A 24,644-nucleotide genomic window follows, 5' to 3' on the forward strand; every position below is an offset into this window, starting at 1 on the left:
TTGTTGAAACATTAAAACTCTTTTCTCAGCCAGCTATTGATACGTTTAAACCAATTGCCCACTGAGGCACGTTTTTCTACTTCTGACTCACCACTGAGATGAGATTCTTTACCGTAATGCAATAACCCAACAGCAGTGGAGTAATAGGGTTCCTGTGCATAATCCGTCAGCCCGGTGATGTTGAGCGGCTGGCCGATTCGCACTTGGGCATGAAATACCCGTTGCGCGCATTCAGCCAGACCATCAATTTGTGCTGCTCCGCCCGTCAGCACGATACCGGCTGCCAGATGATGCTTCACGCCTTGCTGACGCAGTTGCTCCTGCAATTGTAAAATCTCGTCATTAACTAAATTCAGCAACTCGGTGTAGCGTGGTTCTATAACCTCTGCGAGCGTCTGTCTTTGCAGACTACGAGGAGGACGTCCGCCAACACTTGGCACTTCTACACTTTCGTCCTTGCTGACTATCGACCCGAGCGCACAGCCGTGCCGAACTTTAATCGCTTCCGCATCTGTTGGCGGTGTCCCGAAAGCGTACGCAATATCACTGGTGACCACGTTCCCGGCGTAAGGGATAACTTTGGTGTGGCGCAACGCCCCACCGGTATAAACCGCCATATCCATGGTGCCACCGCCGATGTCGACCACACAGACACCCAGCTCGCGCTCATCTTCGGTCAATACTGCATAACTTGCGGCTAAACCGGCGAAAATCAGTTGGTCCACTTTCAGACCACAACGTTCCACCGCTTTAACAATATTCTTCGCCATATCGTTATGGCAGGTAATCAGGTGCACTTTGGCCTGCATCCGCACGCCAGAAAGACCGACAGGATTTTTGATGCCTTCCTGATAATCGATGGCATATTCCTGCGGAATAACGTGCAGAATGCGATGTTCATCACGCACACGTACCGACTTCGCGGTATGCACTACGTTCTCTACATCTTCCTGAGTTACTTCCTCTTCTGAAATAGGAACCATCCCTATTTCATTCTGACAACTGATATGTTTACCCGATAATGCCAAATAAACAGATGAAATCTGGCAATCTGCCATTAACTCTGCCTGATCGATAGCGCGCTGTACGCATTTCACTACCGATTCAAGGTCGTTAACCCCACCCTTATCCATGCCACGGGATGGGCAACTGCCTACCCCAATAATATTGACCATGCCATCGGGCAGAACTTCCCCTACCAATGCGGAGACCTTTGCCGTTCCGATCTCAAGACCTACTACCAGTTTTCTGTCCGTCGACTTGATCATTGTTGTTTTGCCTGTGCCTGATTCTGTTGCGGATTACTGTTCTGCTGGCCATTTACCGGTGGCTCACCACCCTGACTGCCGATAAATACCGGAGCCCAACCTATTGCTGCCCCTGTCTCATATCGCAAATCAACATAACTGACCCGTTTATCTGGCTGCTGTTGCAACATCGGATATAACTCAATAAAACGTTGTAAACGCCCCATCCGGTTATCCCGTCCCAGCTCCAGCCGAACATCATTATCTAAGGCCAACTGCCAAGAATGCCTGGCGCTCATCGCCACCATTTTTAGCTGATACTTATTGGCCGCTAATACTTTATTTATTGCCCGGTAGCCTTCCAGAACATCCTGTTCACTGCCTTCCGGGCCATACAGCAATGGCAATGTCTGTTTGCCGACTCGCTCGGACGGCACACTGAATGACCGCCCCTGCTCATCAACCATATGCAAATCATTCCAACGGGCAAAAGGCACATACTCCACCAGATGGATTTTCAGCTCATCCGGCCATTGTTTGCGTACGCTGGCCTGCTGAATCCAGGGTAACCGTTCAATCTGCTGCTGGATGATGTTCACATCCTGCGTCATAAAGGTACCCGGTGCGCCCAATGATAAAATCGCCTGGCGAATATCATCATTGGTGGTGTAATGGCGCTCGCCCGTCACTACCAGCTTCGACAGGGGTAATCGGCTGGCATCTTTCATCCACCCCACCACGACCCAACCACCCCACAGTATTGTTCCCAAGACCATCAGCAGGAAAATCAGCCCCGCTAATTGGCCTCCGTTACTGCGCCGGGCTGCGCTGTTTTCAGCCGCGCGTTCACGCGCATTCAGAGCAGCTTGCGACATATCAGTCAGCCAACGTCAGAATTCGGGCCACCAACTGGGAAAAACTCAACCCATATTGGCGGGCTGCCATTGGCACTAAACTGTGGCTGGTCATCCCCGGTGAAGTATTCACTTCCAGCAGATAAAAACCGCCGTCGCTGTCTTGCATGACATCAACCCGGCCCCAACCGCTGCAACCTAGCGCCTGATAAGCCTGTAATGCTAATTCTGCTAATTGTTGCTCTAACTCAACACTTAAACCGCTTGGGCAGAAATACTGTGTTTCATCAGACAGATACTTGGCTTCATAATCATAAAACACACCGGGTGCTTGAATCCTGATGGACGGTAAAACATCCTCGCCAAGGATAGCGACCGTGAATTCCGGGCCGCTCAACCATTTTTCAATCAGCACATCGGTGTCATGACGGAAAGCTTCAACCAGAGCAGCATGCAATTCGCTAGCCCGGTCAACTTTACTCATGCCCACGCTAGAGCCTTCGTGACTTGGTTTAACGATTAAAGGCAGACCAAGCTTAGCGACACATGCCGCTAATTCCTCTGACGAAAGTGTTTCAAACTGTTGACGGTTCAGCGCCACATAAGGCGAAATTGGCAAACCTAAGGCTTGCCACACCAATTTGGTGCGCAATTTGTCCATGGTCAGGGCCGAAGCCATCACGCCGCTGCCGGTATAAGGCAGTTGCAGGAACTCCAACACACCTTGCAATGTACCGTCTTCGCCACCACGGCCATGCAGAGCAATAAAGACCTTATTAAAACCCTGTTCTTTCAATTGAGTGACCGGGAAGTCTCTGGTATCTACCCCATGGGCGTCGATACCGGCTTCTCTCAAACCGGCTAAAACCGCCTGGCCCGATAGCAATGAAACTTCACGTTCAGCAGAGGTTCCACCCAGCAGTACCGCAACTTTATCAGCCATGATGTTCCTCATCTTTTGTCTGTGGCTGCAATTTAAGCTCAGCCAATTTACGAGCAATTTTACCAATGTTACCAGCGCCTTGGACCAGAATCAGGTCATCGCCATTCAGCACTTGCGCTAATACTTCCGGGACAGTGTCACTGTCTGACACCAAAATCGGGTCCAGTTTGCCACGGTTGCGGATAGTACGGCATAACGAGCGGCTGTCAGCACCTGGGATCGGTGGTTCACCGGCGGCGTACACATCCAACATCAGTAAAACATCAACTTGCGACAGCACATTGGCAAAGTCGTCATACAAATCACGCGTTCGGGTATAACGGTGCGGTTGGAAAACCATCACAATACGTTTATCCGGCCAACCGGCACGCGCCGCTTTAACTGTGGCATCCACTTCTGTTGGGTGATGACCATAGTCATCCACCAGCATAACGCTGCCTTCTTTGCCGTTGACCGGTGCCAGCGGGAAGTTACCGAGGAAATCAAAACGGCGACCTGTCCCTTGGAACCCGACCAGCGCGCGCAGGATGTCATCGTCTTCGATGCCTTCTTCGGTTGCTACTGCAACCGCTGCAGCAGCGTTCAGTGCGTTATGACGACCCGGTGCATTCAGGGTCACCGTCATCAACGGTTTATCCTGACGTTTCAGTGTGAAGTGCCCTTGTGGGCCTTCTTGCCGATAACTGGCAATCTGCACATCGGCGTCATCGCTGAAACCATAAGTGGTAATATGGCGACCAACACGCGGCAATAACTCGCGCACCACGGGATCGTCGATACACATCACGGCACGGCCATAGAATGGCAAGTTGTGCAAAAAGTTAATAAAGGTCTGCTTTAAGTTCTCAAAGTCGCCCTGATAAGTATCCATATGGTCGGCTTCGATATTGGTAACAATGGCGACCATCGGCTGCAAATGCAGGAATGACGCATCACTCTCATCGGCTTCTGCAATCAAGTAACGGCTGGAGCCCAAACGCGCATGGGTGCCCGCCGCTTTAACCAAACCGCCATTGACAAATGTTGGGTCCAGACCCGCTTCGGCATAAATACTGGAAACCATCGCCGTCGTGGTGGTTTTACCGTGCGTACCAGCAACAGCAATCCCATGGCGATAACGCATCAGTTCAGCCAACATTTCTGCGCGGCGGATCACCGGAATACGCGCCTCGCGAGCTGCGACAATCTCGGGGTTATCCGCAGAAATTGCCGTTGAAACCACCACCACACTGGCATCCAGCACATTTTCTGGACGGTGATGGAAATAAATTTGTGCGCCCAATGAAGCCAAATGCTGAGTTACCGGGTTGGGAGCCAAATCTGAACCGCTAATCTGATAGCCTTCGTTTGCCAACACTTCAGCGATACCACCCATGCCAGCACCACCGATGCCAACAAAGTGAATGTGCCGGACGCGACGCATCTCGGGCACGATAGTTCGTAGTTTCGCTAATTGTTGTGTATTCACGTTTTTCTTCACTTTTTTGTCTGTTACATATTCGCAGCCCGCATAAATGCGAGCGATAACTATCTTTTTAGTCACTATCTTTTCAGTATCACTTACTGGCAGCGACCACTTCGGCGGCCACTCGCTCAGTGGCATCTGGGATAGCCACGGTTCTTGCCCGTTCGGCCATCGTCAATAAAGTTGCACGATCCCAATCAGCCAACAGGCCACTGACCACTTGCGCTGTAAATTGCGGTTGCTCGATAATTTTCGCCGCCCCCGCTTTCTCCAACGGCAATGCATTCCAATATTGCTGCCGGTCTTTATGCTGGAAAGGGACGAAAATCGCCGGTAACCCTGCCGCAGCCACTTCGCTGACCGTCAACGCGCCCGAACGGCAAACCACCACATCAGCCCAAGCATAGGCGGCGGCCATATCATCAATAAACTCAACAACTTGGTGCTTATCACCCTGCCCTGCTTGCTGGTAAGCTTGCAGGACATCGGGCAAAGCGCCTTTACCCACTTGGTGCCAAACAGTTATCTGCTCACCCAATGTCGCGGCAACCTGCGGCAAGGTTTGATTCAGTACCCGCGCACCTTGGCTGCCCCCGATGACTAACACCCGAATCGGCCCTTCACGGCCATGCAAACGCTCGGCCGGTAATGGCAGCGCCAATACATCGGTGCGCACCGGATTACCCACGACATCGGCATGAGGAAATGCCCCTGGAAATGCCTGTAAAACTTTTTTCGCGATTCTGGCCAACCAGCGGTTGGTCAACCCCGCAATGCCGTTTTGCTCATGTAATACCACCGGGATGCCACACAGCCATGCAGCTAAACCACCGGGGCCAGAAACATAACCGCCCATTCCCAGCACCACATCTGGCTGGTAATCACGCATGATTTTCTTCGCCTGACGCACCGCGCGATAAATACGCACCGGGGCGGTCAGTTGGGCCATCAGCCCCTTGCCACGTAAACCAGAAATCTCAATGAAATCAATCTCAATGCCGTTTTTGGGTACCAATGACGCTTCCATTCGATCTGCGGTGCCTAACCAACGCACCTGCCAGCCCTGCGCCATTAAATGATGTGCCACGGCCAAACCGGGGAAGACATGCCCCCCAGTGCCACCGGCCATCACCATTAAACGCTTGGTTTCCCTACTCATCGGGCACTCCTTACAAACGCTTGGGCTTTAGCCAAACGTGTTTCAAAATCAATGCGTAACAACAACACGATGGCCGTTGACATAATAATCAGGCTCGAACCACCGTAACTTATCAGGGGTAAAGTCAAACCTTTAGTAGGCAACATTCCAGCGGCAGCCCCAACATTAACCAGCGCCTGGAAGCTAAACCAAACGCCAATCGAGCAGGCCAAAAAGCCGGAAAATCGCTGATCTATCTCTAAAGCGCGACGCCCAATGGACATAGCACGAAAAGCGACGAAGAATACCATTAACAATGCAAGAACCACACCGAAATACCCGAGCTCCTCACCTAAAATCGCGAAAATAAAGTCAGTATGTGCTTCCGGTAAATATTCCAGTTTTTGCACTGAATTCCCCAGCCCTTGCCCCCAAAACTCACCGCGACCAAAAGCCATCAGTGATTGGGTCAGCTGGTAACCGCTGCCGAAAGGATCTTCCCATGGGTTCCAGAACGAAGTTACCCGGCGCATACGGTAAGGTTCCGCCACAATCAACAGGCAAACAGCAAAAATACCCGAGCCGATAATCGCCAGGAACTGCCACATTTTTGCGCCAGCCAGAAACAACATGGCCAGCGTGGTGATAAACAGCACCACCACGGTACCTAAATCGGGCTGCGCCAGCAGTAATACCGCCAGAATAACCATTACGCCCATTGGCTTACAGAAGCCCCAGAAGTTAGTGCGAACCTCTTCAACTTTACGCACCAGATAACTGGCGAGATAACAAAACAGCGACAGTTTGGATAATTCAGCTGGCTGAATGCGTAGCGGCCCCAGTGAAATCCAGCGTGATGCCCCGTTGACTGAGCTACCCACCACCAAAACCACCAACAGCAACACTATTGAAATCAATAACATAATATTACTGTAGCGCTGCCAAACCGCCATTGGGATGCGCAAAGTCACCAGCGATAAACCGAAGGCCAGCACAAGATACAGTGCATCGCGCTTAGCAAACAGGAAGGGGTCACTGGCCAAACGCTGACCAATCGGCATCGAAGCCGACGTCACCATCACAAAACCAATAATCGCCAAGCCAAATGTCAGCCACAGCAAGGTTCTGTCGTAAAGCACCATGCTGGTGGTATCGCTTTCGCGCGACCCCATCACAAAATGTTTTACGGTATTGAACAGCCCCAGCCCCGGCATACGCATCAGCCCAACTCCTCTGCCAGACGAGCAAATTCATCACCGCGTTGCTCGAAACTGCGGAATTGGTCCAAACTGGCGCAGGCGGGCGACAACAACACCATGTCTCGCGGTGCTAATGATTTCGCCAGCAGTGCCATAGCCTGCTCCATGGTCTCCGTCAGTTGAGAAACTTCCGGGCGCAGCTCAGCCAGTTGCTTACCATCGCGGCCAAAGCAATAAATCTTGATCTGGTCGCCCTGGAGGAAGCGAGTTAAACCAGAGAAATCCGCTGATTTCCCATCGCCACCTAATAACAGATGCAAAGTGCCATCCACTTGTAGGCCATCCAGTGCCGCTTCGGTGCTGCCCACATTGGTGGCTTTGGAATCATTAATCCAACGCACGCCATTGCGCTCAAGCACCAATTGGAAACGGTGTGGCAGACCGGTGAAGGTGGTCAACGCGGTCAAACTTGATGAGCGCGGAATACCGACAGCATCCGCCAGCGCCAGTGCGGCCAGCGCATTGGTGTAGTTATGTCGCCCGCTCAATTTCATTTCTCGGGTATTGAGCACTTTCTCACCGCGAACCCGCAGCCAGATTTCGCCCTGCTGCTTATTCAGATGGTAGTCTCCGACATCCACCCCAAAGCTGATACAGCGGCTATCCGCACCACGCACTGGCATGGTGAGCGCGTCATCGGCATTCACAACACAAACTTTAGCGTTTTCATACACTCGCAGTTTAGCTGCGCGATATTGCTGCAAACCGAACGGATAACGGTCAGTGTGGTCTTCCGTGACATTCAATATAGTGGCAGCGCTAGCTCGCAGGCTGGCGGTAGTTTCTAACTGGAAGCTGGATAACTCCAACACCACCAATTGATTTTCTTGTTTTTGCGTGGTCAGCTGTTGCAATAATGTCAGCGCCGGAACACCAATATTACCGCCGACCCCAACCTGCCAACCGGCGGCTTTCGCCATTTCACCAACCAGCGTGGTCACAGTGCTTTTACCGTTAGATCCCGTAATAGCCACCACTGGTGCCTGATTTTCACGGCAGAACAGTTCGATATCACCGACAATTTCGACACCCGCATCTGCCGCTTCACTCAATGCAGGATGTGCCAGCGCAATACCGGGGCTGGCGACAATCAAATCAGCATCCAATAACCACTGTGGGTTCAAGTCACCCACATGGTGCTCGACACTTTCGGGTAATTTATCCAAACCCGGCGGATTGATACGGGTATCCATAACACGTGGCGTAACGCCGCGCGCCATAAAGAAATCAACGCAGGAAAGGCCGGTTAGCCCCAGCCCGATAATGACCACTTTTTTACCCTGATAATCAACCATAATTACCGCACCTTCAGCGTCGCCAGGCCAATCAGCACCAGCATCAGCGAAATAATCCAGAAGCGCACGATCACCCGTGGTTCCGGCCAGCCTTTAAGTTCGTAATGATGATGAATCGGGGCCATACGGAAAATCCGCTGCCCACGTAACTTAAAGGAACCGACTTGCAAGATGACCGACAGCGTTTCAACCACGAACACCCCGCCCATAATCACTAATAAGAACTCTTGGCGCAGCAATACCGCGATGGTGCCCAGCGCGCCGCCCAATGCCAGGGAGCCGACATCGCCCATAAACACTTGCGCCGGATAAGTGTTAAACCACAAAAAGCCCAGCCCGGCTCCGACAATCGCGGTGCAGACAATCACCAGCTCACCGGCATGGCGCAGATAAGGAATATGCAGATATGCAGCGAAATTCATGTTACCGGTCGCCCAGGCAACCAATGCAAAACCCGCGGCAACAAACACTGTTGGCATAATCGCCAAGCCATCCAACCCATCGGTCAGGTTGACTGCATTGCTGGTGCCGACAATCACGAAATAAGCTAGCAGGATGTACAACAGGCCAAGCTGTGGCATGACATCTTTAAAGAATGGCACCACCAACTCGGTGGCCGACGTATCTTTGCCGATGCTGTACATGGTGAAAGCCGCAGCCAGCGCAATGATTGACTGCCAGAAGTATTTCCATCGGGCAATCAAGCCCTTGGTGTTTTTGCGTACCACTTTGCGGTAATCATCAATAAAACCGACAATCCCATAACCAATAAGAATGAACAGCACACACCAGACATACGGGTTAGACGGATAAGCCCACATCAGCACCGAAATAGTGATGGAGAACAGGATCAACAGCCCGCCCATGGTGGGGGTGCCGCGCTTGCTGAAATGTGACTCTGGCCCGTCATTACGCACCACCTGACCAATTTGCAACTTCTGTAGATAGGCAATCAGGTGCGGCCCCATCCACAATGAGATAAATAATGCAGTCAACAGACTGACAATGGCGCGGAACGTCAAATAGGAAAAGACGTTAAAGCCCGAGTAAAATTTTACTAAGTATTCAGCCAGCCAAACTAACATGATGCTTTCTCCTGTAACGCACGCACGACATTTTCCATGGCGGCGCTACGTGAACCTTTAATTAAAACAGTGATAACCGGATGTTCGAGCAGCAATTCACTGACTCGGGCTGCCAATGTGTCCTTATTCTGAAAATGCTCGCCACACTCACTCGCGTCACTCAGCGCCTGGCTTAATACGCCCACACTCAGCACTTTATCGACACCCGCCTGTTTCGCGGCTTCGCCAACCTGACGGTGGCAATCGACAGCGGTTTCACCCAACTCGCCCATATCACCGACCACCATCACCCGGTAGCCCGGCATTTCAGCCAGCACTTGAGCAGCCGCGGTCATGGAGCCGACATTGGCGTTGTAGCTGTCATCCAATAGCAACTTACCCGCGGCAAGTTCTATGGGGAATAAGCGGCCCGGCACGGCCTGTAGCTGTGTCAGCCCTTCGTGAACGGCGGCTAAGTCCGCGCCAACCGACATGGCTAATGCCGCGGCGGCCAACGCATTGGCAATGTTATGCCGCCCCGGTAGCGGTAACTCGATAGCCACAGTACCGAGGGGAGAATGCAAAGTGAAATAGGTCGTTTTCGGTGTAATACGCACGTCACTGGCAAAAAAATCGATATCTTCTGCGCCATGAGGCGAAAAACGCCAGACCCGTTTGTTATGCAGAGTTTCCTGCCAGTGCGGCCAATCATTGCTGTCAGCATTGATAATTGCAGTGCCATTCGCAGGCAACCCAGCAAAAATCTCCCCTTTAGCTTGCGCCACACCCGCCAGAGAGCCGAAACCTTCCAAATGGGCGGCGGCTAAATTATTCACCAAAGCACTTTCTGGGCGGCTTAAATCGGCGGTGTAAGCAATTTCACCGATATGATTAGCGCCAAGCTCAATGACAGCAAAATCATACTCGGGGGTCAGACGCAGCAAGGTCAACGGCACGCCGATATCATTATTGAAGTTACCGGCGGTATACAGCACCTTACCGCATTGGCGTAAAATGGCCGCAACCATCTCTTTTACCGAGGTTTTACCCGATGACCCCGTTAACGCCACCACGCGGGCAGGAACGTGTTCACGAACCCAGGCAGCAAGCTGCCCCAAAGCCAGGCGAGTATCTTTAACCACTAATTGCGGCGCGCCCACCAGTAAGCGTTTACTTACCAGCAAAGCTCCGGCACCAGCGGTAACAGCATCTTCTGCAAAATCATGTCCATCAAAACGTTCGCCTTTCAGCGCCACAAACAGACACCCCGGCGTGACCTGACGGGTATCAATGGTCACTTCGGTTATCTCGACGTTTTCACCCTGTTTATCACTGACAATAAGTTCAGCGTTAAGCAGCGTGGACAGAAAATGCAGTGAGACCTTAATCATGCCACCACCCCCAACAAGCGCGCGACAGTGACACGGTCGGAGTAGTCCAGACGGCGATTGCCAACTAATTGATAATCTTCATGTCCTTTGCCAGCGATCAGCACTACATCATCGGCTTTAGCTTGCATAATGGCGCTGGTGACCGCTTCAGCACGGCCATGGATGGATTGCGCATGTCCGGCATCCAGCAAACCGCTGAGGATATCCGCGACAATCGCCTGCGGCTCTTCACTGCGCGGGTTATCATCAGTGACGACCACTCTATCCGCAAGCTGCTCCGCAATACCGCCCATAAGTGGGCGCTTACCTTTGTCACGATCGCCACCGCAGCCGAACACACACCACAGTTGGCCTTTACAATGCAAACGGGCTGCCGCCAGTGCTTTTTCCAATGCATCCGGCGTGTGGGCATAATCCACCACCACCGTCGGTTTGCCTGGCGCGTTAAATACTTCCATCCGCCCGCACACCGGTTGCAAATTAGGCGCTGCGGCTAATAATTCTGCTAACGGATAACCCAGTGAGAGCAGCGTTGACAGCGCCACCAGCAGGTTACTGACGTTAAATGCCCCCATCAGACGGCTTTCTAACTGGCCTACGCCCCAGCTTGAATCAAAAGCGATGCTCGCGCCGTTATCGTGATACTGAACCTGAGTGGCAGACAACCATGGGCCATTCCAGCCCGCAGGAACATTGTTTTCCATACTGACGGCGACAGCTTGCGGCAACTGCCCTAACCAGCGGCGACCGACTTCGTCATCAGCATTAATAATTTTGTGTTCGGATTGATGGGTGGAGAACAGCAGCCATTTGGCCGCTTCGTAACTCGCCATATTGCCGTGGTAATCCAGATGATCGCGGCTTAAGTTAGTGAACACTGCGGCAGCAAATGGCAATGCGGCTACGCGGTTTTGAATCAAACCGTGGGAAGAGACCTCCATCGCGGCGAAAGTCGCCCCTTGCTCCACCAGGTTGCGCAATAAATGCTGGATATCAACCGCTGAGCCGGTGGTATTTTCAGTGGGGATAACTTGCCCTAACAGACCATTGCCAACCGTCCCCATCACCGCACTGGTTTCGCCCAATATCTGGGCCCATTGCGCCAACAATTGGGTGGTCGTGGTTTTGCCGTTGGTTCCGGTCACACCGACCAAACGTAATGCGGCACCCGGCTGATGGTAAAATTGCCCCGCCAGCTTAGATAAGTGCTGATTCAAATCACGCAGATAAATAACAGGAACGCCATGCATCTCGACCATACTGGCATCCGGTGCCACACCGTCGGCTTCCGCGACCACCGCCGCCACACCTTGGGCGATAGCTTGCGGGATATAGCGACGCCCGTCCGTCTGATGGCCGACAACGGCGACAAACAAATCCCCGGCAGCGGCAACTCGGCTGTCTAATGTCATTTCCCGTAGCGCACGCTCCGGGACGTCTAGCCCCCAAGGAGCGAGTAAGTCGCGCAAGTTACGATCTGCCACCTGAACCCTCTTTTGTATTAGTCACTAATTCGCTTTTATCACCAGTGGGTAATGCATCTGGCTCAATGTTCATGGTTCGCAAGACACCGCCCATGATGGCACCGAACACCGGTGCAGAAACCGCACCACCGTAATATTTCCCTGCCTGCGGGTCATTGATGACCACAACCAGAGCAAATCTAGGGTTACTCGCGGGCGCAACGCCAGCGGTGTAAGCGAGATATCGGTCCATATACTTACCATCTGGGCCGACTTTCTTGGCAGTACCGGTTTTAATCGCGATACGGTAGCCTTTAATGGCGGCTTTAGTGCCGCCGCCGCCAGGTAGTGCCACGCTTTCCATCATATGAACCACGGTACGCACCAGCGGTTCAGGGAAGATACGCTCACCCGCCACTGGCGGATCAACTTTGGTAATCGACAGTGGGCGATAAACCCCCATGCTGCCGATGGTTGCATAGACTCGCGCTAGTTGTAACGGCGTTACCATTAGCCCGTAGCCGAAAGAGAAGGTGGCCCTCTCTATGTCAGACCACCGTTGTTTTTTAGGATATAAGCCACTGCTTTCTCCGACCAACCCCAAATTGGTCGCTTTCCCAAACCCAAACTTTGAGTAAGTATCTACCAAAGCTGAGGATGGCATCGCTAACGCCAGTTTAGAAACACCGACGTTACTCGACTTCTGCAAGATCCCGGTCACGGATAGCTCTGCGTAACGGGCCACGTCTTTAATCTGGTGACCGTTAACAAAGTACGGCAAGGTGTTGAGCACGCTATTTTCTTTCACTACGCCGTGCTGCAATGCCGTCATGACTACCATTGGCTTAACTGTCGAGCCGGGTTCAAAAATATCGGTTATTGCCCGGTTACGCATGGCATCTTTCGGCGTACCGGTCAGGTTATTTGGGTTGTAGGATGGGCTGTTCGCCATCGCCAACACTTCGCCGGTGTTGACATCCACCAGCACTGCGGTACCAGACTCTGCTTTGTTGAATGCCACTGCATTATTCAGCTCGCGGTAGACCAGCGCCTGCAAGCGCTCATCAACACTCAACACCAGATTGTGCGCCGCCTGGCTATCCACAGAGGAAATATCCTCAATGACCCGGCCATAGCGGTCTTTACGGACGGTACGCTCGCCAGGCTGCCCGGTGAGCCACCGGTCAAAACTTTTCTCTACGCCTTCAATACCTTGGCTATCAATGTTAGTCACACCGATGATATGCGCCATCACCTGGCCTGCTGGATAGTAACGGCGCGATTCTTGACGCAAATAGATACCGGGTAATTTCAGCTTATGGATGTAGTCGCCAATCGCCGGATTAACCTGACGAGCCAGATAAACAAAGCGCCCTTTCGGGTTAGCATTAATGCGGGTCGCCAGTTGGTCTAGTGGGATTTCCAGCGCATCAGACAACGCTTTCCAGCGCGTATCTAGCGTAATGCCACCGCGCTCGGTTAACTCTTTCGGATCCGCCCAAACCGCGTTAACCGGGACACTAACGGCCAATGGGCGGCCAGAGCGGTCACTTATCATCCCTCGGGCGGTTGGAACTTCCTGTACCCGCAATGAGCGCATGTCGCCCTCGCGCACCAACTTATCGGGGTTAATGACTTGCAGATAAGCGGTACGCAACATCAGGCCGACTAATGCCAGCAAAATACAGCCGCACAACAACGCAAAACGCCAGCTTATAAAGCTGGCTTGTTCTTCCTGGCGCTTTAACTTCCCGGGGCGCGCTGCTTTCATGCGTTACCTTGGCTACTCAGAGTCATGGTGGCGACAAATTCCTTTATTTATTGGAAAAAACCATTACTGAACCACAATGTTTTCTTGTGATGGATCAACGTGTTGCATTTTAAGCTTGTCAATCGCAATACTTTCAACTCGGCTGTGATCACCCAATGCATTCTCTTCCAGAATCAGGTTACGCCACTCAATATCCAGCGCATCCCGCTCCAGCACCAGTTGCTCGCGCTCAGCAGTGAGCAAGCGCGTACGGTGGGCGGTGGTCACAACCAAAACAGCAGACACTAACACCGCGATCAGTAAAATTAATGGAATCTTCGCATTGCGGATTAAATCACCGCCGATGACCCCAACTAAACCGTGGCGTTCGTTGCCTATCACTCTTTAATCCTCTCGGCAAAACGTAATACCGAGCTGCGCGCCCGTGGGTTTTCAGCCACTTCGGCATCCGGAGGCATCATTTTGCCAGCGGATTTCAAGGTGCGCCCACCCATGCTGCGCAACTGTGCTTCCGTCAATGGCAGTCCCGCCGGCACTTGTGGCCCACGGCTGTGATGACGGATAAAGTTTTTCACAATACGGTCTTCCAGAGAATGGAAGCTAATGACGGACAAGCGGCCTTCAGGTGCTAGCACTTCAAGCGCCCCATCCAATGCGCGCTCTATCTCTTCCAATTCACTGTTGATATAGATACGGATAGCTTGGAAGCTGCGGGTTGCTGGATGCTTATGCTTTTCGCGGAATGGGCTGGCATTAGCGATCAAATCAGCCAGCTCTTTGGTGCGAGTCATTGGCTGCGTGAGGTTACGCTCAACAATGGCCTTGGCTAAGCGCTTGGCAAAACGCTCTTCACCAAAGGTTTTCAACACCCAAGCAATATCGTCAGCACCGGCTTTCATCAACCAGTCAGCCGCTGATAACCCACGAGTTGGGTCCATCCGCATGTCTAACGGCCCGTCACGCATGAAAGAGAAACCGCGCTCTGGATCATCTAATTGGGGGGAAGAAACGCCCAAGTCCAGCAATACACCGTCGATACGGCCGACTAAATCCAATTCCCGCACATAATGGGCCAAATCAGAAAACGGGCCGTGCACGATAGAAAAACGGGGGTCGGTAATCGATTTTGCCGCTTCAATAGCTTGTGGGTCACGATCAATTGCTATCAGACGCCCTTCTGGCCCAAGTTGGGACAAAATCAGGCGCGAGTGGCCACCACGGCCAAAAGTTCCGTCAATATAGATGCCGTTATCACGGATGTTCAGGCCATTCACCGCCTCATCCAGTAATACGCTTGTATGCTTGTAGTTGTTATCTACAGTTTTGTTGTTATCTACCATGCTTATAGCGATAAGTCCTGTAGCCGCTCAGAAAGAGGTTCCTGAGTCGACTGTTCTGCGTCGATGTCATCCTTGACTTGTTGATACCAGGTCTGTTCATCCCACAGTTCAAACTTATTGAACTGCCCAACCAGCATCACTTCTTTATTCAGCCCGGCGTGCTGACGCAATGTTCCTGCAATCAGTAACCGCCCAGCTCCGTCCATCTGACATTCACTGGCATGCCCTAACAGCAAACGCTGAACTCGACGTTCAGTTGGGTTCATGCTCGACAGACGAGATAATTTTTGTTCAATGATTTCCCATGCAGGGAGGGTATAAAGCAACAGGCATGGTTGGTGAAGGTCTATGGTACAGACCATCTGGCCTTGCGATTCCTCATTCAGCAAATCCCGATAACGGGTAGGTACGGCAAGCCGCCCTTTGCTGTCGAGGTTAACCATCGTTGCCCCACGAAACATGACTGAGTTACCCCTTCATGACCCAATTCACCACATTACCCCACAAATCCCCACATTAAAGAGTTTACGGATGGTATGAAAACCTTGTCAAGCCAGAGCGGATGCGCTTTAACAATATTTATGGGTCGTTTTTGAGATATATCTCGTATAAGGGGCTATTTTCGCGGTTGAAATAGAAATTAACGTCATGATAAACGGGCTATTTTTCCGCCAGTAATTCCGGCAACTTAAATAAATAATAAATTGTCAATTAATTGACGCATTATTTCCTTCTGCAAGGAATGTCTCATTTTTAGGCTAAAAATCGTACGGCTTGAAATTATACAGTTTGAGCACAAAACCCGCGGCTACTGGTGTTTCCTGAGAAAAAGCAGAGAAGCCAACTGCAGAATAGACAGCAATACAATAATACCCTTGATAACAACAAGTGTTAACGGGCAGACATTTTACTTCAATTAACCAATAAGAATTAATCTATTTTGAAATAAATTATTAGCGCCTATTTTTAGGTATTGATGAAATATGAATACCTTCAGACAGATAAATCTTAAATTAGGAAAAAACTGTAAATTAATTTTTTTATTCTGATTATTTTAAATTTACCTTTTGCTACCCGGCGTTTCCCTCCCAATCAATGAAATTGTTAACCATATGTTTTTAAACAAAAAACACGTATCTCGCCGTTTAAAAAACCACGAAAAGTCCAATTCCTCACAGTACAAAGTATAAAAACCAGTCAAATGTTAAAAATAAAAATTTTAAGCTGGTTATATTACCAACAATAGCACTGTAAACTACACAAAAAGCAAAATGACAATATAATCACCTGCAATTTACATGATGAGCAATATATAAAATCTGCTATTAATTTCAACATTTACCATTCTGGCAGATTTTTCCCCCAATTAGGGAGTTAATGACAATGTTTTCAACTGGGTCCCGTCTGCGTAGTGCAGCAGCCGATACTTTTGCACTCGTGGTGTATTGTTTTGTCATCGGCATGATAATTGAAATAGTGATCTCGGGGATGACCTTCCAGCAGTCTCTCTCTTCCCGGCTGGTCTCAATTCCCGTCAACATTCTTATTGCCTGGCCCTACGGCGTATATCGGGATGCTTTCATCCGTTTTGCGCGTTGTCATGCTGGAGAGCATTTTTGGGCGAAAAGTCTGGCCGACTTACTGGCCTATGTCAGCTTCCAGTCACCGGTTTATGCCATGATTCTATGGTCAGTCGGAGCTGATTTAGAGCAAATCACCACAGCGGTAACAAGTAACGCCTTGGTTTCAATGGCAATGGGTGTGGCTTATGGCTACTTTTTGGAGTATTGCCGCAGGTTATTCCGTGTCGCAGGCTATGTTTGAATACCCGTCATCTTTTAAGTTGCAGGTGTGTTGGCTACGCTCGTTCACCCGAATCACTTACTGATGTAAGCTCATCGGGGTTTTCTTGCTTGCCGCCTTCCTGCACCATAAAATCTATTGGGTATTAAGCGTCCTAATCGAAATGTTTATTACTCAGTTATTTGCGGCTTAAACTGCCGCGGCGGAACAGGTTGCGGCGAATGCGGGTTAACCCCGGTTTTGGCTTATGAGGCTCATCTAAGCTGGCTAATACCAATTCCAATACACGCTCGGCAACATCACGGTGACGCTGTGCCACCGCCAATACTGGGCATTCGAGGAAATCCAACAGCTCATTATCACCAAAAGTAGCAATCGCCAGATTAGCTGGCAGACGGCCACTTTGTTTTAAAGTGACATCCATAACGCCCTGTAACAGCTGGAACGAGGTGGTAAACAATGCCTGTGGCATTGGATGGGTCTTCAACCATTCAGCGAACAGCACCCCCGCAGCATCGCGCTCGTAGCTATTGGCATACAGGAAATCAACCTTGCGCGGATCATCTTTCCACGCCTCACGGAACCCCATCTCCCGCAAGAAGCTGACGGATAGTTCTGGCAGTGCGCCCAGATACAAAACGGACTCCGCAGGGAAAGAACGCAGCTCTTGCGCCAACATTTGCGCATCTTCTTGATCTGCACCGACGACGCTGATGAAATGTTCCCGATCAAGTGCACGATCCAGTGCGATTATCGGTAATGGATCATTTGCCCAACGCTGATAAAACGGGTGCTCCGGCGGCAAGGCGGTTGAAACAATGATGGCGTCAACCTGGCGCTGTAACAAGTGCTCGATACAGCGCATTTCATTATCGGGTTGATCTTCAGAACAAGCGATCAGCAGTTGATAACCTCGCTGGCGAGCCTGTCGCTCCAAATAATTAGCGATACGGGTGTAGCTGGTATTCTCCAGATCCGGGATAACCAAACCAATAGAACGGGTTCTGCCCGCGCGCAATCCTGCCGCAACAGCATTTGGGTGATAGTTATGTTCCCTGACAACCGCCATAACTTTGTCTACTGTTTTATCGCTGACCCGGTACTGTTTCGCTTTGCCATTAATGACATAACTGGCCGTAGTGCGCGAAACACCCGCAAGGCGCGCGATTTCATCCAGTTTCACATTGACCCCTTATAAACCCTGTAAAGTGATGTCGTCGGTTAGACTAAGATGTCTATAGACATAATTTGACCATGGATATGATCTAACCGCAGAACTCACTATTGAGCAACCGCTTTCACTGCTATATAACGCTATCCAGGTTAAAAAATAAGAAAAAAAAAGCTCAGCATACCTGCTGAGCCTGATAATCGGAGATTAGTCAGTATTAATCACCATGATTAACGCATTATCTTGTCACCACGGGAGACACCGACAATACCGGAGCGAGCCACTTCAACAATTTCGGCCACTTCGCGCACGGCATTCAAAAATGCATCCAGTTTGTCGCTGGTACCCGCAAGCTGCACGGTATAAAGCGTGGCGGTAACATCGACAATTTGCCCACGGAAGATTTCAGCGCAACGCTTCACTTCTTCACGCCCATAACCACTGGCTTGTAATTTTACCAGCATGATTTCGCGCTCAACATGTGACCCCGAAACCAGCTCGCTAACCCGCAAGACATCCACCAGCTTATGTAGCTGTTTTTCAATTTGTTCCAGAACTTTAGCATCACCCACAGTTTGGATGGTCATTCTGGACAGTGTCGGGTCATCGGTCGGCGCAACCGTCAAACTTTCAATGTTATAACCGCGCTGAGAAAACAGGCCGACCACTCTTGATAGGGCACCTGATTCGTTTTCCAGCAGAACTGATAAAATCCGGCGGCGCATAATTATGTCCTCTCCGTTTTACTAAGCCACATTTCGTCCATGCCACCACCGCGAATCTGCATTGGGTAAACATGCTCTGTTTCATCGACAGTCACATCCACAAATACCAGACGTTCAGTCTTGGATAATTGTGTCAAAGCATCGGCCAGTTTGCTTTCCAACTCATCCGGTGTCCGAATGGAAACACCAATATGACCATAAGCTTCCGCCAATTTGACGAAATCAGGCAGAGAATCCATGTAAGACTGTGAATGTCGGCCAGAATAAATCATATCCTGCCATTGTTTCACCATGCCGAGATAGCGGTTATTCAGGTTCAAAACCAACACTGGCAAGTTGTATTGCAGCGCAGTAGATAATTCCTGAATATTCATTTGGATACTGCCATCACCGGTAACACACACCACGGTTTCATTAGGTAAAGCCAGTTTCACCCCAAGGGCTGCGGGCAGACCAAAGCCCATGGTGCCCAAACCGCCGGAGTTGATCCAATGGCGTGGTTTATCAAAAGGATAGTAAAGTGCAGCGAACATTTGATGTTGGCCGACATCTGACGTGACATAAGCGTCACCCTTGGTCAGGCGATGCAGTGCTTCAATCACCGCCTGCGGTTTAATTTTGCCACTCTTTTTATCGTAGCCAAGACAATCACGGGCACGCCATTGTTCAATGGATTGCCACCAATCACGCAAACTATCGAAATCTTGTGCGCAATCAATCTGCGGCAATAAGTCCAGCATTTGCGTCAAAACTTGTTTGGCATCGCCGACAATCGGGATATCAGCTTCCACAGTTTTTGATATAGATGTTGGGTCGATATCAATGTGTACCACAGTCGCATTCGGGCAATATTTCGCCAGATTATTGGTGGTGCGGTCATCAAAGCGCACGCCCACAGCAAAAATCAGATCAGTATTGTGCATGGCCATATTGGCCTCAAACGTCCCATGCATCCCCAACATGCCGACACTTTGGCGATGAGTCCCAGGGAAGCTCCCCAGCCCCATCAGAGAACTGGTGACCGGTAAATTCAGCTTCTCAGCGAATGTCAGTAGCTCTTGGTGGCAAGCCGAGTTAATCGCCCCGCCCCCGACATACATAATCGGCCTTTTAGCCGCCAGAATAGTTTGCAGCGCGCGTTTAATCTGCCCGCGATGACCTTGCACCGTCGGATTATAAGAGCGCAAGCTGACCTGCTCTGGATAGGCATAAGGCATTTTGACTGCTGGGCCAACAATATCCTTTGGCAGATCAATGACTACCGGCCCAGGACGGCCTGTCGACGCCAGATAAAATGCTTTTTTCAATACAGTTGGAATATCTTCGGTGCGCTTGACCAGGAAGCTGTGTTTGACCACCGGGCGGGAGATCCCAACCATGTCACACTCCTGGAAAGCATCATAGCCAATCAGTGAGCTAGGTACCTGACCAGAAAGCACCACCATCGGCACTGAATCCATATACGCCGTCGCAATACCGGTAATCGCATTGGTTGCACCGGGGCCGGACGTCACCAGCACCACACCAACCTCGCCCGTAGCTCGTGCATAACCATCGGCCATGTGAACCGCACCTTGTTCGTGGCGCACCAGCACGTGATCGATGCCTCCGACCGTGTGCAGGGCATCGTAGATATCAAGTACGGCCCCGCCGGGATAACCGAATACATGCTTAACGCCCTGATCGATTAACGATCGGACAACCATCTCGGCTCCTGACAACATCTCCATGGGTTTTGCCTCCAGGCTTAGTTTGCTCATTGGATAACGGGAAATCATTTCCACGAAACCCGGTAGGAGAGGCACAACGCCCCGTATTCCTATTCTTTGCTTGTTATTCTTTGCTTATAAGTATTGGGATATTTATTAACGTAACTAACTCATTAACATAACGTCAGAATTTCTGGCAGGCAAACAACAATTCTCTCAACTAAAGTCAATTCTGTCGGCCACACCCTGTATTTGACTTCATTCTGAAAATAAAACACTGCATGATGATAGGAATTCTTGTTTTTAACGTCGCATTAACACCAAATTATAGAACTAAATCAGGCTGATAATTTTTATCCATGGCTACAGCAAAATAATCGCTGTTACGCATGTAGGGAGGGGAAGAGAAACGGCTGGTTAGAAAAACAGCAAAACTGGCCGGTATCGTCAGACAAATACCGGCCAATGTAGTGAAAACGTGGATGGGTTAATCGCGGTACATGGAGTCAATTTCATTCTGATAGTTCTGGAGAATGATTTTACGCCGTAATTTCATAGTAGGTGTCAATTCACCTGTTTCCATCGTGAAAGCCTGCGGCAACAGAGTAAAGCGCTTAACTTGCTCGAACTTTGCCAGCTCTTTTTGCATATCTTTCAGCCGTTGCTCGAACAAACTGACAATATGACTATGACGTAACAGTTCGAGCCGGTCGTGATATTTCAGGTTTATCGAATGCGCATATTCTTCCAGCGATTCGAAGCACGGGACAATCAGCGCCGAAACAAATTTGCGGGTATCGGCAATAATCGCAACTTGCTCGATAAAGCGATCCTGATTGAGAGTGCCCTCAATCATCTGCGGCGCAATGTATTTTCCGCCCGATGTTTTCATCAAATCTTTCAGCCGCTCGGTGATGAATAAATTCCCCTGAGCATCTAGCGCACCGGCATCACCGGTTTTGAGCCAACCATCCTCAGTGAGAGATTCTGCGGTCTCTTGAGGTTTATTGAAATAGCCGCGCATGACAACCGGGCCGCGCACTTGAATTTCATTTTCAGCGCCCAAACGCACTTCGATCCCCGGTAATGGCTTACCGATAGAACCAAACCGGAAGTCTTTATCCTCCCAACAAGAAACCGTGGCGCAGGTTTCTGTCATACCATAGCCGTACTTGATATTGACGCCAATGGCCTGGAAAAACAGAATAATATTGTCATCCAGCCGTGCACCGGCGGCCGGTAAGAAACGCACTTTCCCCCCCAGCAGGTCGCGCAATTTACTCAATACCAGACGATCCGCCAGCTTAAACATCTGCTCTGAGAGCCACGAGGAGGTTTGCCCACTTTGCAAAGCTTGGAATTTGCGCTCGCCGCACCGAACCGCCCAGTTAAATAACATCCGGCGATGCCATTTTGCCGAGGCAACTTTATCATTTATAGCGCTGAACACTTTTTCGTAGAAGCGCGGAACCGCACACATAACCGTCGGTTTTACTGCCTGCATCGCGGCTCGCACCCAATTGGTGTCACTGATATACACATTTTGCGCGCCGGTATGCATGACATAGAAACTCCAGGCCCGCTCAAACACATGAGACAGCGGCAGGAAACTAAGAGAGGTATCTTCAGGTGTCAGGGTCAAGCGCTGGTCATGCAAATAGAGCTGAGCGGCCATATTCCGGTACTCCAGCATCACCCCTTTCGGCTCGCCGGTCGTGCCCGAAGTATAAATCAATGTGAATAAATCACTTAAATCGCAACCATCTATACGTGCGGTTAATAAATGTTGCAGAACCGCATCTGGCTGCTGTTCAAAATCAGCTAAATGTTGGGCATATTCACAGCCACGTAAATCTACATGGGGGTCTAATACCACAATTTGGCTCAATTGTGGGCATAGCGGCTTGAGTGTAATTGCGACATCAAACTGCGCTTGTCCACCGACAAATAAAATGCGCACATCAGCATCATTCATTACATAAACAGCTTGAGCGGTTGTATTGGTGGCGTACAACGGCACGCTCACACCGCGAATTTGTAAAATAGCTAAATCGGCTAATGACCAAGCCATGCTGTTATTAGCAAAAATCCCAACACGCTCTTGGATTGCAACACCCAAAGACAACAAAGCCGCTGAAATTCGCGTCACATGAGTATCAATCTGCCGCCAGGTCAGTTGATTTTCGCCTTCTGGCGACCATTCACGGAACGCGACCTTGTCAGCTCTCTGGCTTATTTGTTGGCGCAACCGGCGCACAAGGTGATATTTATCTAATAGTTGAGTCATAACATCGCAGCTCGCTGAGAAATCATTTGTTAAAGTGTACTACCGCTTTTGCTTATGGGCTTTCAGCTTACAGTCGTTCACTTTTTTCGCGCAGTCTACCCACTCTATCGCTTATGGCAAACAAAATTCAGCGCAGAAGTGTGAGCTGAAATAGATTTTGACGAAAAATACAGCATTCAGGACGACGGAAAGGGAATCAAGATGGGTAAAAATATTTTGCTGGATGGGATACAAAAAGATTCATTTTAAATTAGGCTGTGGCCCTTGCCTGCCACTGAGAATAAAACCATTTCAGTAGCAGGACTTAACGATAATAATTAAGAAGGAATACTAAGCTGGCCGAGTAATTCTTTCATCCATTGATGTCCCTTATCTCTATCCGTTGATTCATGCCAAGTGAGATAACATGAGCGACATGTTTCCTCCCACGGTAACGGGATAAGTTTCAGATTAAGGGCCTCGCTGTATGTTTGAACTAACCAACGAGGCGCAATTGCAACAAGGCTAGTTTGAGAGACAATATTCAGCACACTGTTCATATCCGTGCTTTCATAAGCGATAGTTTGGCTACTGATGGTCGAATCATAATAAAGCTCACTGAAAGAACCTACTTTATCTAAGGACACCACCGCATGTAATTCAGAAAGAAGTTGTTCTTGAGTGATTGAATTATCAATACGCGGGTGATCTTTAGACACTGCCAAAACGGATTCATCCAAGGATAATGATATATCATGAAAATCGGAGCGTTCGAACTTGGTATAACCGATAACAAATTCGGTTTCTTGATAACGTAACTGATGTTCAATATTCTCATTAAGATAAGATCTAATAATGAGCTGAACACCGGGTGCTAATTGATTAACCTGCTGTATGATTTGTGCGGTTAGCCTAATATCCAGAGGGCTACAAATAGATAAATTAAATACTCGCCCACTACTTTTGGCTTCAAACCCCGCACCTGGCAACTCATTTTGCACTAATTGTAATGCCTGTCGTACCGGCCCAAAAAGCTGGCGCGCTCTGGCGGTTGGCTGGATACCTCGGCCATAGCGAACAAACAGCTCGTCATTAAACATCACTTTGAGACGAGCAACGGCGTTGCTCACTGCAGGCTGGGACATCCCCAGTGACTGTGCAGCACGTGTCACATTATGCATTTGCATCACAGCATCGAAAACAGTTAATAGATTGAGGTCGACACTGCGTAAATGGACGTCGCTCCCTTCCTTTTTAGTGACTTGACTGTCGATTCCTAAGTTGTGTTCAAACATGCTTAACTCCACTAAGCTTTATGCAGATGGTATGATTAATAAATAATCTCATAGATATTCATTATTGTTTCAAAATATCTTTGAACACTTATCATTAATAATGCCAATATTCTCTTTAATACCTTAAGAGGTAAAATCGAGTCTCATCCTTGTATAAGTGTGAAAATATAAATCACACCTAATGCATTTGGTGATCAGTAAAACCCATAGACAAATATATAAACAAGAAGAATATGCAAAATATTTTGCATGGTAAATAAAATCAATCTAAATTGTCAATATTAAGGCCATACCTCATCAATATTAATAATAGAACTTTTGACATGTTCACATCACAAAATGAGAGGATTAACAACTATGACATTAATGAATAATAAATTCTTCACTTATAACTTATTAACTCTTAATTATATTAAGAAAAACACAAAAAACATAAAATACCTCA

Annotated in this window: 20 protein-coding genes; 1 reads left to right on the forward strand and 19 read right to left on the reverse strand. The window is 49.6% G+C overall.

Annotation, left to right across the window (positions count from 1 at the left end; translation table 11 throughout):
• Positions 1–11: 11 nt before the first annotated feature.
• The 14 genes from ftsA to mraZ all read right to left on the reverse strand — a co-directional run bounded on the left by ftsA (position 12) and on the right by mraZ (position 15,691).
• On the reverse strand, positions 12–1,268 hold the full coding sequence (gene ftsA, locus OVO64_RS13060) for a cell division protein FtsA (protein ID WP_002210431.1): 1,257 nt from the start codon (positions 1,266–1,268) through the stop codon (positions 12–14).
• Entirely contained in the window at positions 1,265–2,122 is an 858-nt protein-coding gene (ftsQ, locus tag OVO64_RS13065; RefSeq protein ID WP_038636280.1) for a cell division protein FtsQ, read from the reverse strand. Before ftsQ ends, ftsA begins: the two co-directional genes overlap by 4 nt.
• Position 2,123: 1 nt before the next feature.
• The gene (locus OVO64_RS13070; RefSeq protein ID WP_145509753.1) at positions 2,124–3,044 is read right to left on the reverse strand and encodes a D-alanine--D-alanine ligase; all 921 of its coding nucleotides are present in this window, start codon (positions 3,042–3,044) and stop codon (positions 2,124–2,126) included.
• Complete coding sequence (gene murC, locus OVO64_RS13075; protein ID WP_038639821.1) at positions 3,037–4,512, reverse strand: UDP-N-acetylmuramate--L-alanine ligase; 1,476 nt, start codon at positions 4,510–4,512, stop codon at positions 3,037–3,039. The genes OVO64_RS13070 and murC overlap by 8 nt, the downstream gene beginning before the upstream one ends.
• A gap of 88 nt (positions 4,513–4,600) precedes the next feature.
• The gene (gene murG / locus OVO64_RS13080) at positions 4,601–5,668 is read right to left on the reverse strand and encodes an undecaprenyldiphospho-muramoylpentapeptide beta-N-acetylglucosaminyltransferase (protein WP_050291601.1); all 1,068 of its coding nucleotides are present in this window, start codon (positions 5,666–5,668) and stop codon (positions 4,601–4,603) included.
• Complete coding sequence (gene ftsW, locus OVO64_RS13085; protein ID WP_038636288.1) at positions 5,665–6,867, reverse strand: cell division protein FtsW; 1,203 nt, start codon at positions 6,865–6,867, stop codon at positions 5,665–5,667. Before ftsW ends, murG begins: the two co-directional genes overlap by 4 nt.
• Positions 6,867–8,201, reverse strand: a complete 1,335-nt coding sequence (murD, locus tag OVO64_RS13090) for a UDP-N-acetylmuramoyl-L-alanine--D-glutamate ligase (protein WP_038636291.1) — start codon at positions 8,199–8,201, stop codon at positions 6,867–6,869. The genes ftsW and murD overlap by 1 nt, the downstream gene beginning before the upstream one ends.
• 2 nt (positions 8,202–8,203) lie before the next feature.
• Positions 8,204–9,286 (reverse strand): phospho-N-acetylmuramoyl-pentapeptide-transferase, encoded by a 1,083-nt coding sequence (gene mraY / locus OVO64_RS13095; protein ID WP_050291600.1) that lies wholly within the window; start codon positions 9,284–9,286, stop codon positions 8,204–8,206.
• Positions 9,280–10,656: a UDP-N-acetylmuramoyl-tripeptide--D-alanyl-D-alanine ligase gene (gene murF / locus OVO64_RS13100; RefSeq protein WP_038636297.1), complete on the reverse strand. Its 1,377-nt coding sequence runs from the start codon at positions 10,654–10,656 to the stop codon at positions 9,280–9,282. The genes mraY and murF overlap by 7 nt, the downstream gene beginning before the upstream one ends.
• Positions 10,653–12,140, reverse strand: coding sequence for a UDP-N-acetylmuramoyl-L-alanyl-D-glutamate--2,6-diaminopimelate ligase (murE, locus tag OVO64_RS13105; RefSeq protein WP_267248820.1), 1,488 nt, complete (start codon positions 12,138–12,140; stop codon positions 10,653–10,655). The genes murF and murE overlap by 4 nt, the downstream gene beginning before the upstream one ends.
• Positions 12,127–13,890, reverse strand: a complete 1,764-nt coding sequence (locus tag OVO64_RS13110; RefSeq protein WP_038636303.1) for a peptidoglycan glycosyltransferase FtsI — start codon at positions 13,888–13,890, stop codon at positions 12,127–12,129. Before OVO64_RS13110 ends, murE begins: the two co-directional genes overlap by 14 nt.
• Before the next feature lie 63 nt (positions 13,891–13,953).
• Positions 13,954–14,271, reverse strand: a complete 318-nt coding sequence (gene ftsL / locus OVO64_RS13115) for a cell division protein FtsL (protein WP_032819138.1) — start codon at positions 14,269–14,271, stop codon at positions 13,954–13,956.
• A complete protein-coding gene (gene rsmH / locus OVO64_RS13120) occupies positions 14,268–15,230 on the reverse strand; it encodes a 16S rRNA (cytosine(1402)-N(4))-methyltransferase RsmH (protein WP_038636306.1) in 963 nt (320 codons plus the stop codon). The genes ftsL and rsmH overlap by 4 nt, the downstream gene beginning before the upstream one ends.
• A gap of 2 nt (positions 15,231–15,232) precedes the next feature.
• Positions 15,233–15,691 carry a division/cell wall cluster transcriptional repressor MraZ gene (mraZ, locus tag OVO64_RS13125; protein WP_004388989.1) on the reverse strand — a complete coding sequence of 153 codons (459 nt, stop codon included), beginning with the start codon at positions 15,689–15,691 and terminating at the stop codon, positions 15,233–15,235.
• 922 nt (positions 15,692–16,613) lie between these two features.
• Between mraZ and OVO64_RS13130 the strand changes: the two genes are divergently transcribed.
• Positions 16,614–17,054 (forward strand): L-alanine exporter AlaE, encoded by a 441-nt coding sequence (locus OVO64_RS13130; protein ID WP_004388988.1) that lies wholly within the window; start codon positions 16,614–16,616, stop codon positions 17,052–17,054.
• A gap of 157 nt (positions 17,055–17,211) precedes the next feature.
• On the opposite strand, the gene cra is transcribed toward OVO64_RS13130, so the two are convergent.
• The 5 genes from cra to leuO all read right to left on the reverse strand — a co-directional run bounded on the left by cra (position 17,212) and on the right by leuO (position 24,199).
• Positions 17,212–18,216, reverse strand: coding sequence for a catabolite repressor/activator (gene cra, locus OVO64_RS13135; RefSeq protein ID WP_004388987.1), 1,005 nt, complete (start codon positions 18,214–18,216; stop codon positions 17,212–17,214).
• A gap of 218 nt (positions 18,217–18,434) precedes the next feature.
• A complete protein-coding gene (ilvN, locus tag OVO64_RS13140; protein ID WP_004388986.1) occupies positions 18,435–18,929 on the reverse strand; it encodes an acetolactate synthase small subunit in 495 nt (164 codons plus the stop codon).
• Positions 18,930–18,931: 2 nt separating this feature from the next.
• Positions 18,932–20,659, reverse strand: a complete 1,728-nt coding sequence (gene ilvI, locus OVO64_RS13145; protein ID WP_038636319.1) for an acetolactate synthase 3 large subunit — start codon at positions 20,657–20,659, stop codon at positions 18,932–18,934.
• A 466-nt stretch (positions 20,660–21,125) separates the two neighbouring features.
• Positions 21,126–22,925 (reverse strand): AMP-dependent synthetase/ligase, encoded by a 1,800-nt coding sequence (locus OVO64_RS13150; protein WP_038636322.1) that lies wholly within the window; start codon positions 22,923–22,925, stop codon positions 21,126–21,128.
• 317 nt (positions 22,926–23,242) lie between these two features.
• The gene (gene leuO, locus OVO64_RS13155) at positions 23,243–24,199 is read right to left on the reverse strand and encodes a transcriptional regulator LeuO (protein WP_038636324.1); all 957 of its coding nucleotides are present in this window, start codon (positions 24,197–24,199) and stop codon (positions 23,243–23,245) included.
• Positions 24,200–24,644 lie beyond the last annotated feature (445 nt).

The organism is Yersinia sp. Marseille-Q5920, assembly GCF_946902935.1.
GTDB lineage: Bacteria > Pseudomonadota > Gammaproteobacteria > Enterobacterales > Enterobacteriaceae > Yersinia > Yersinia rochesterensis.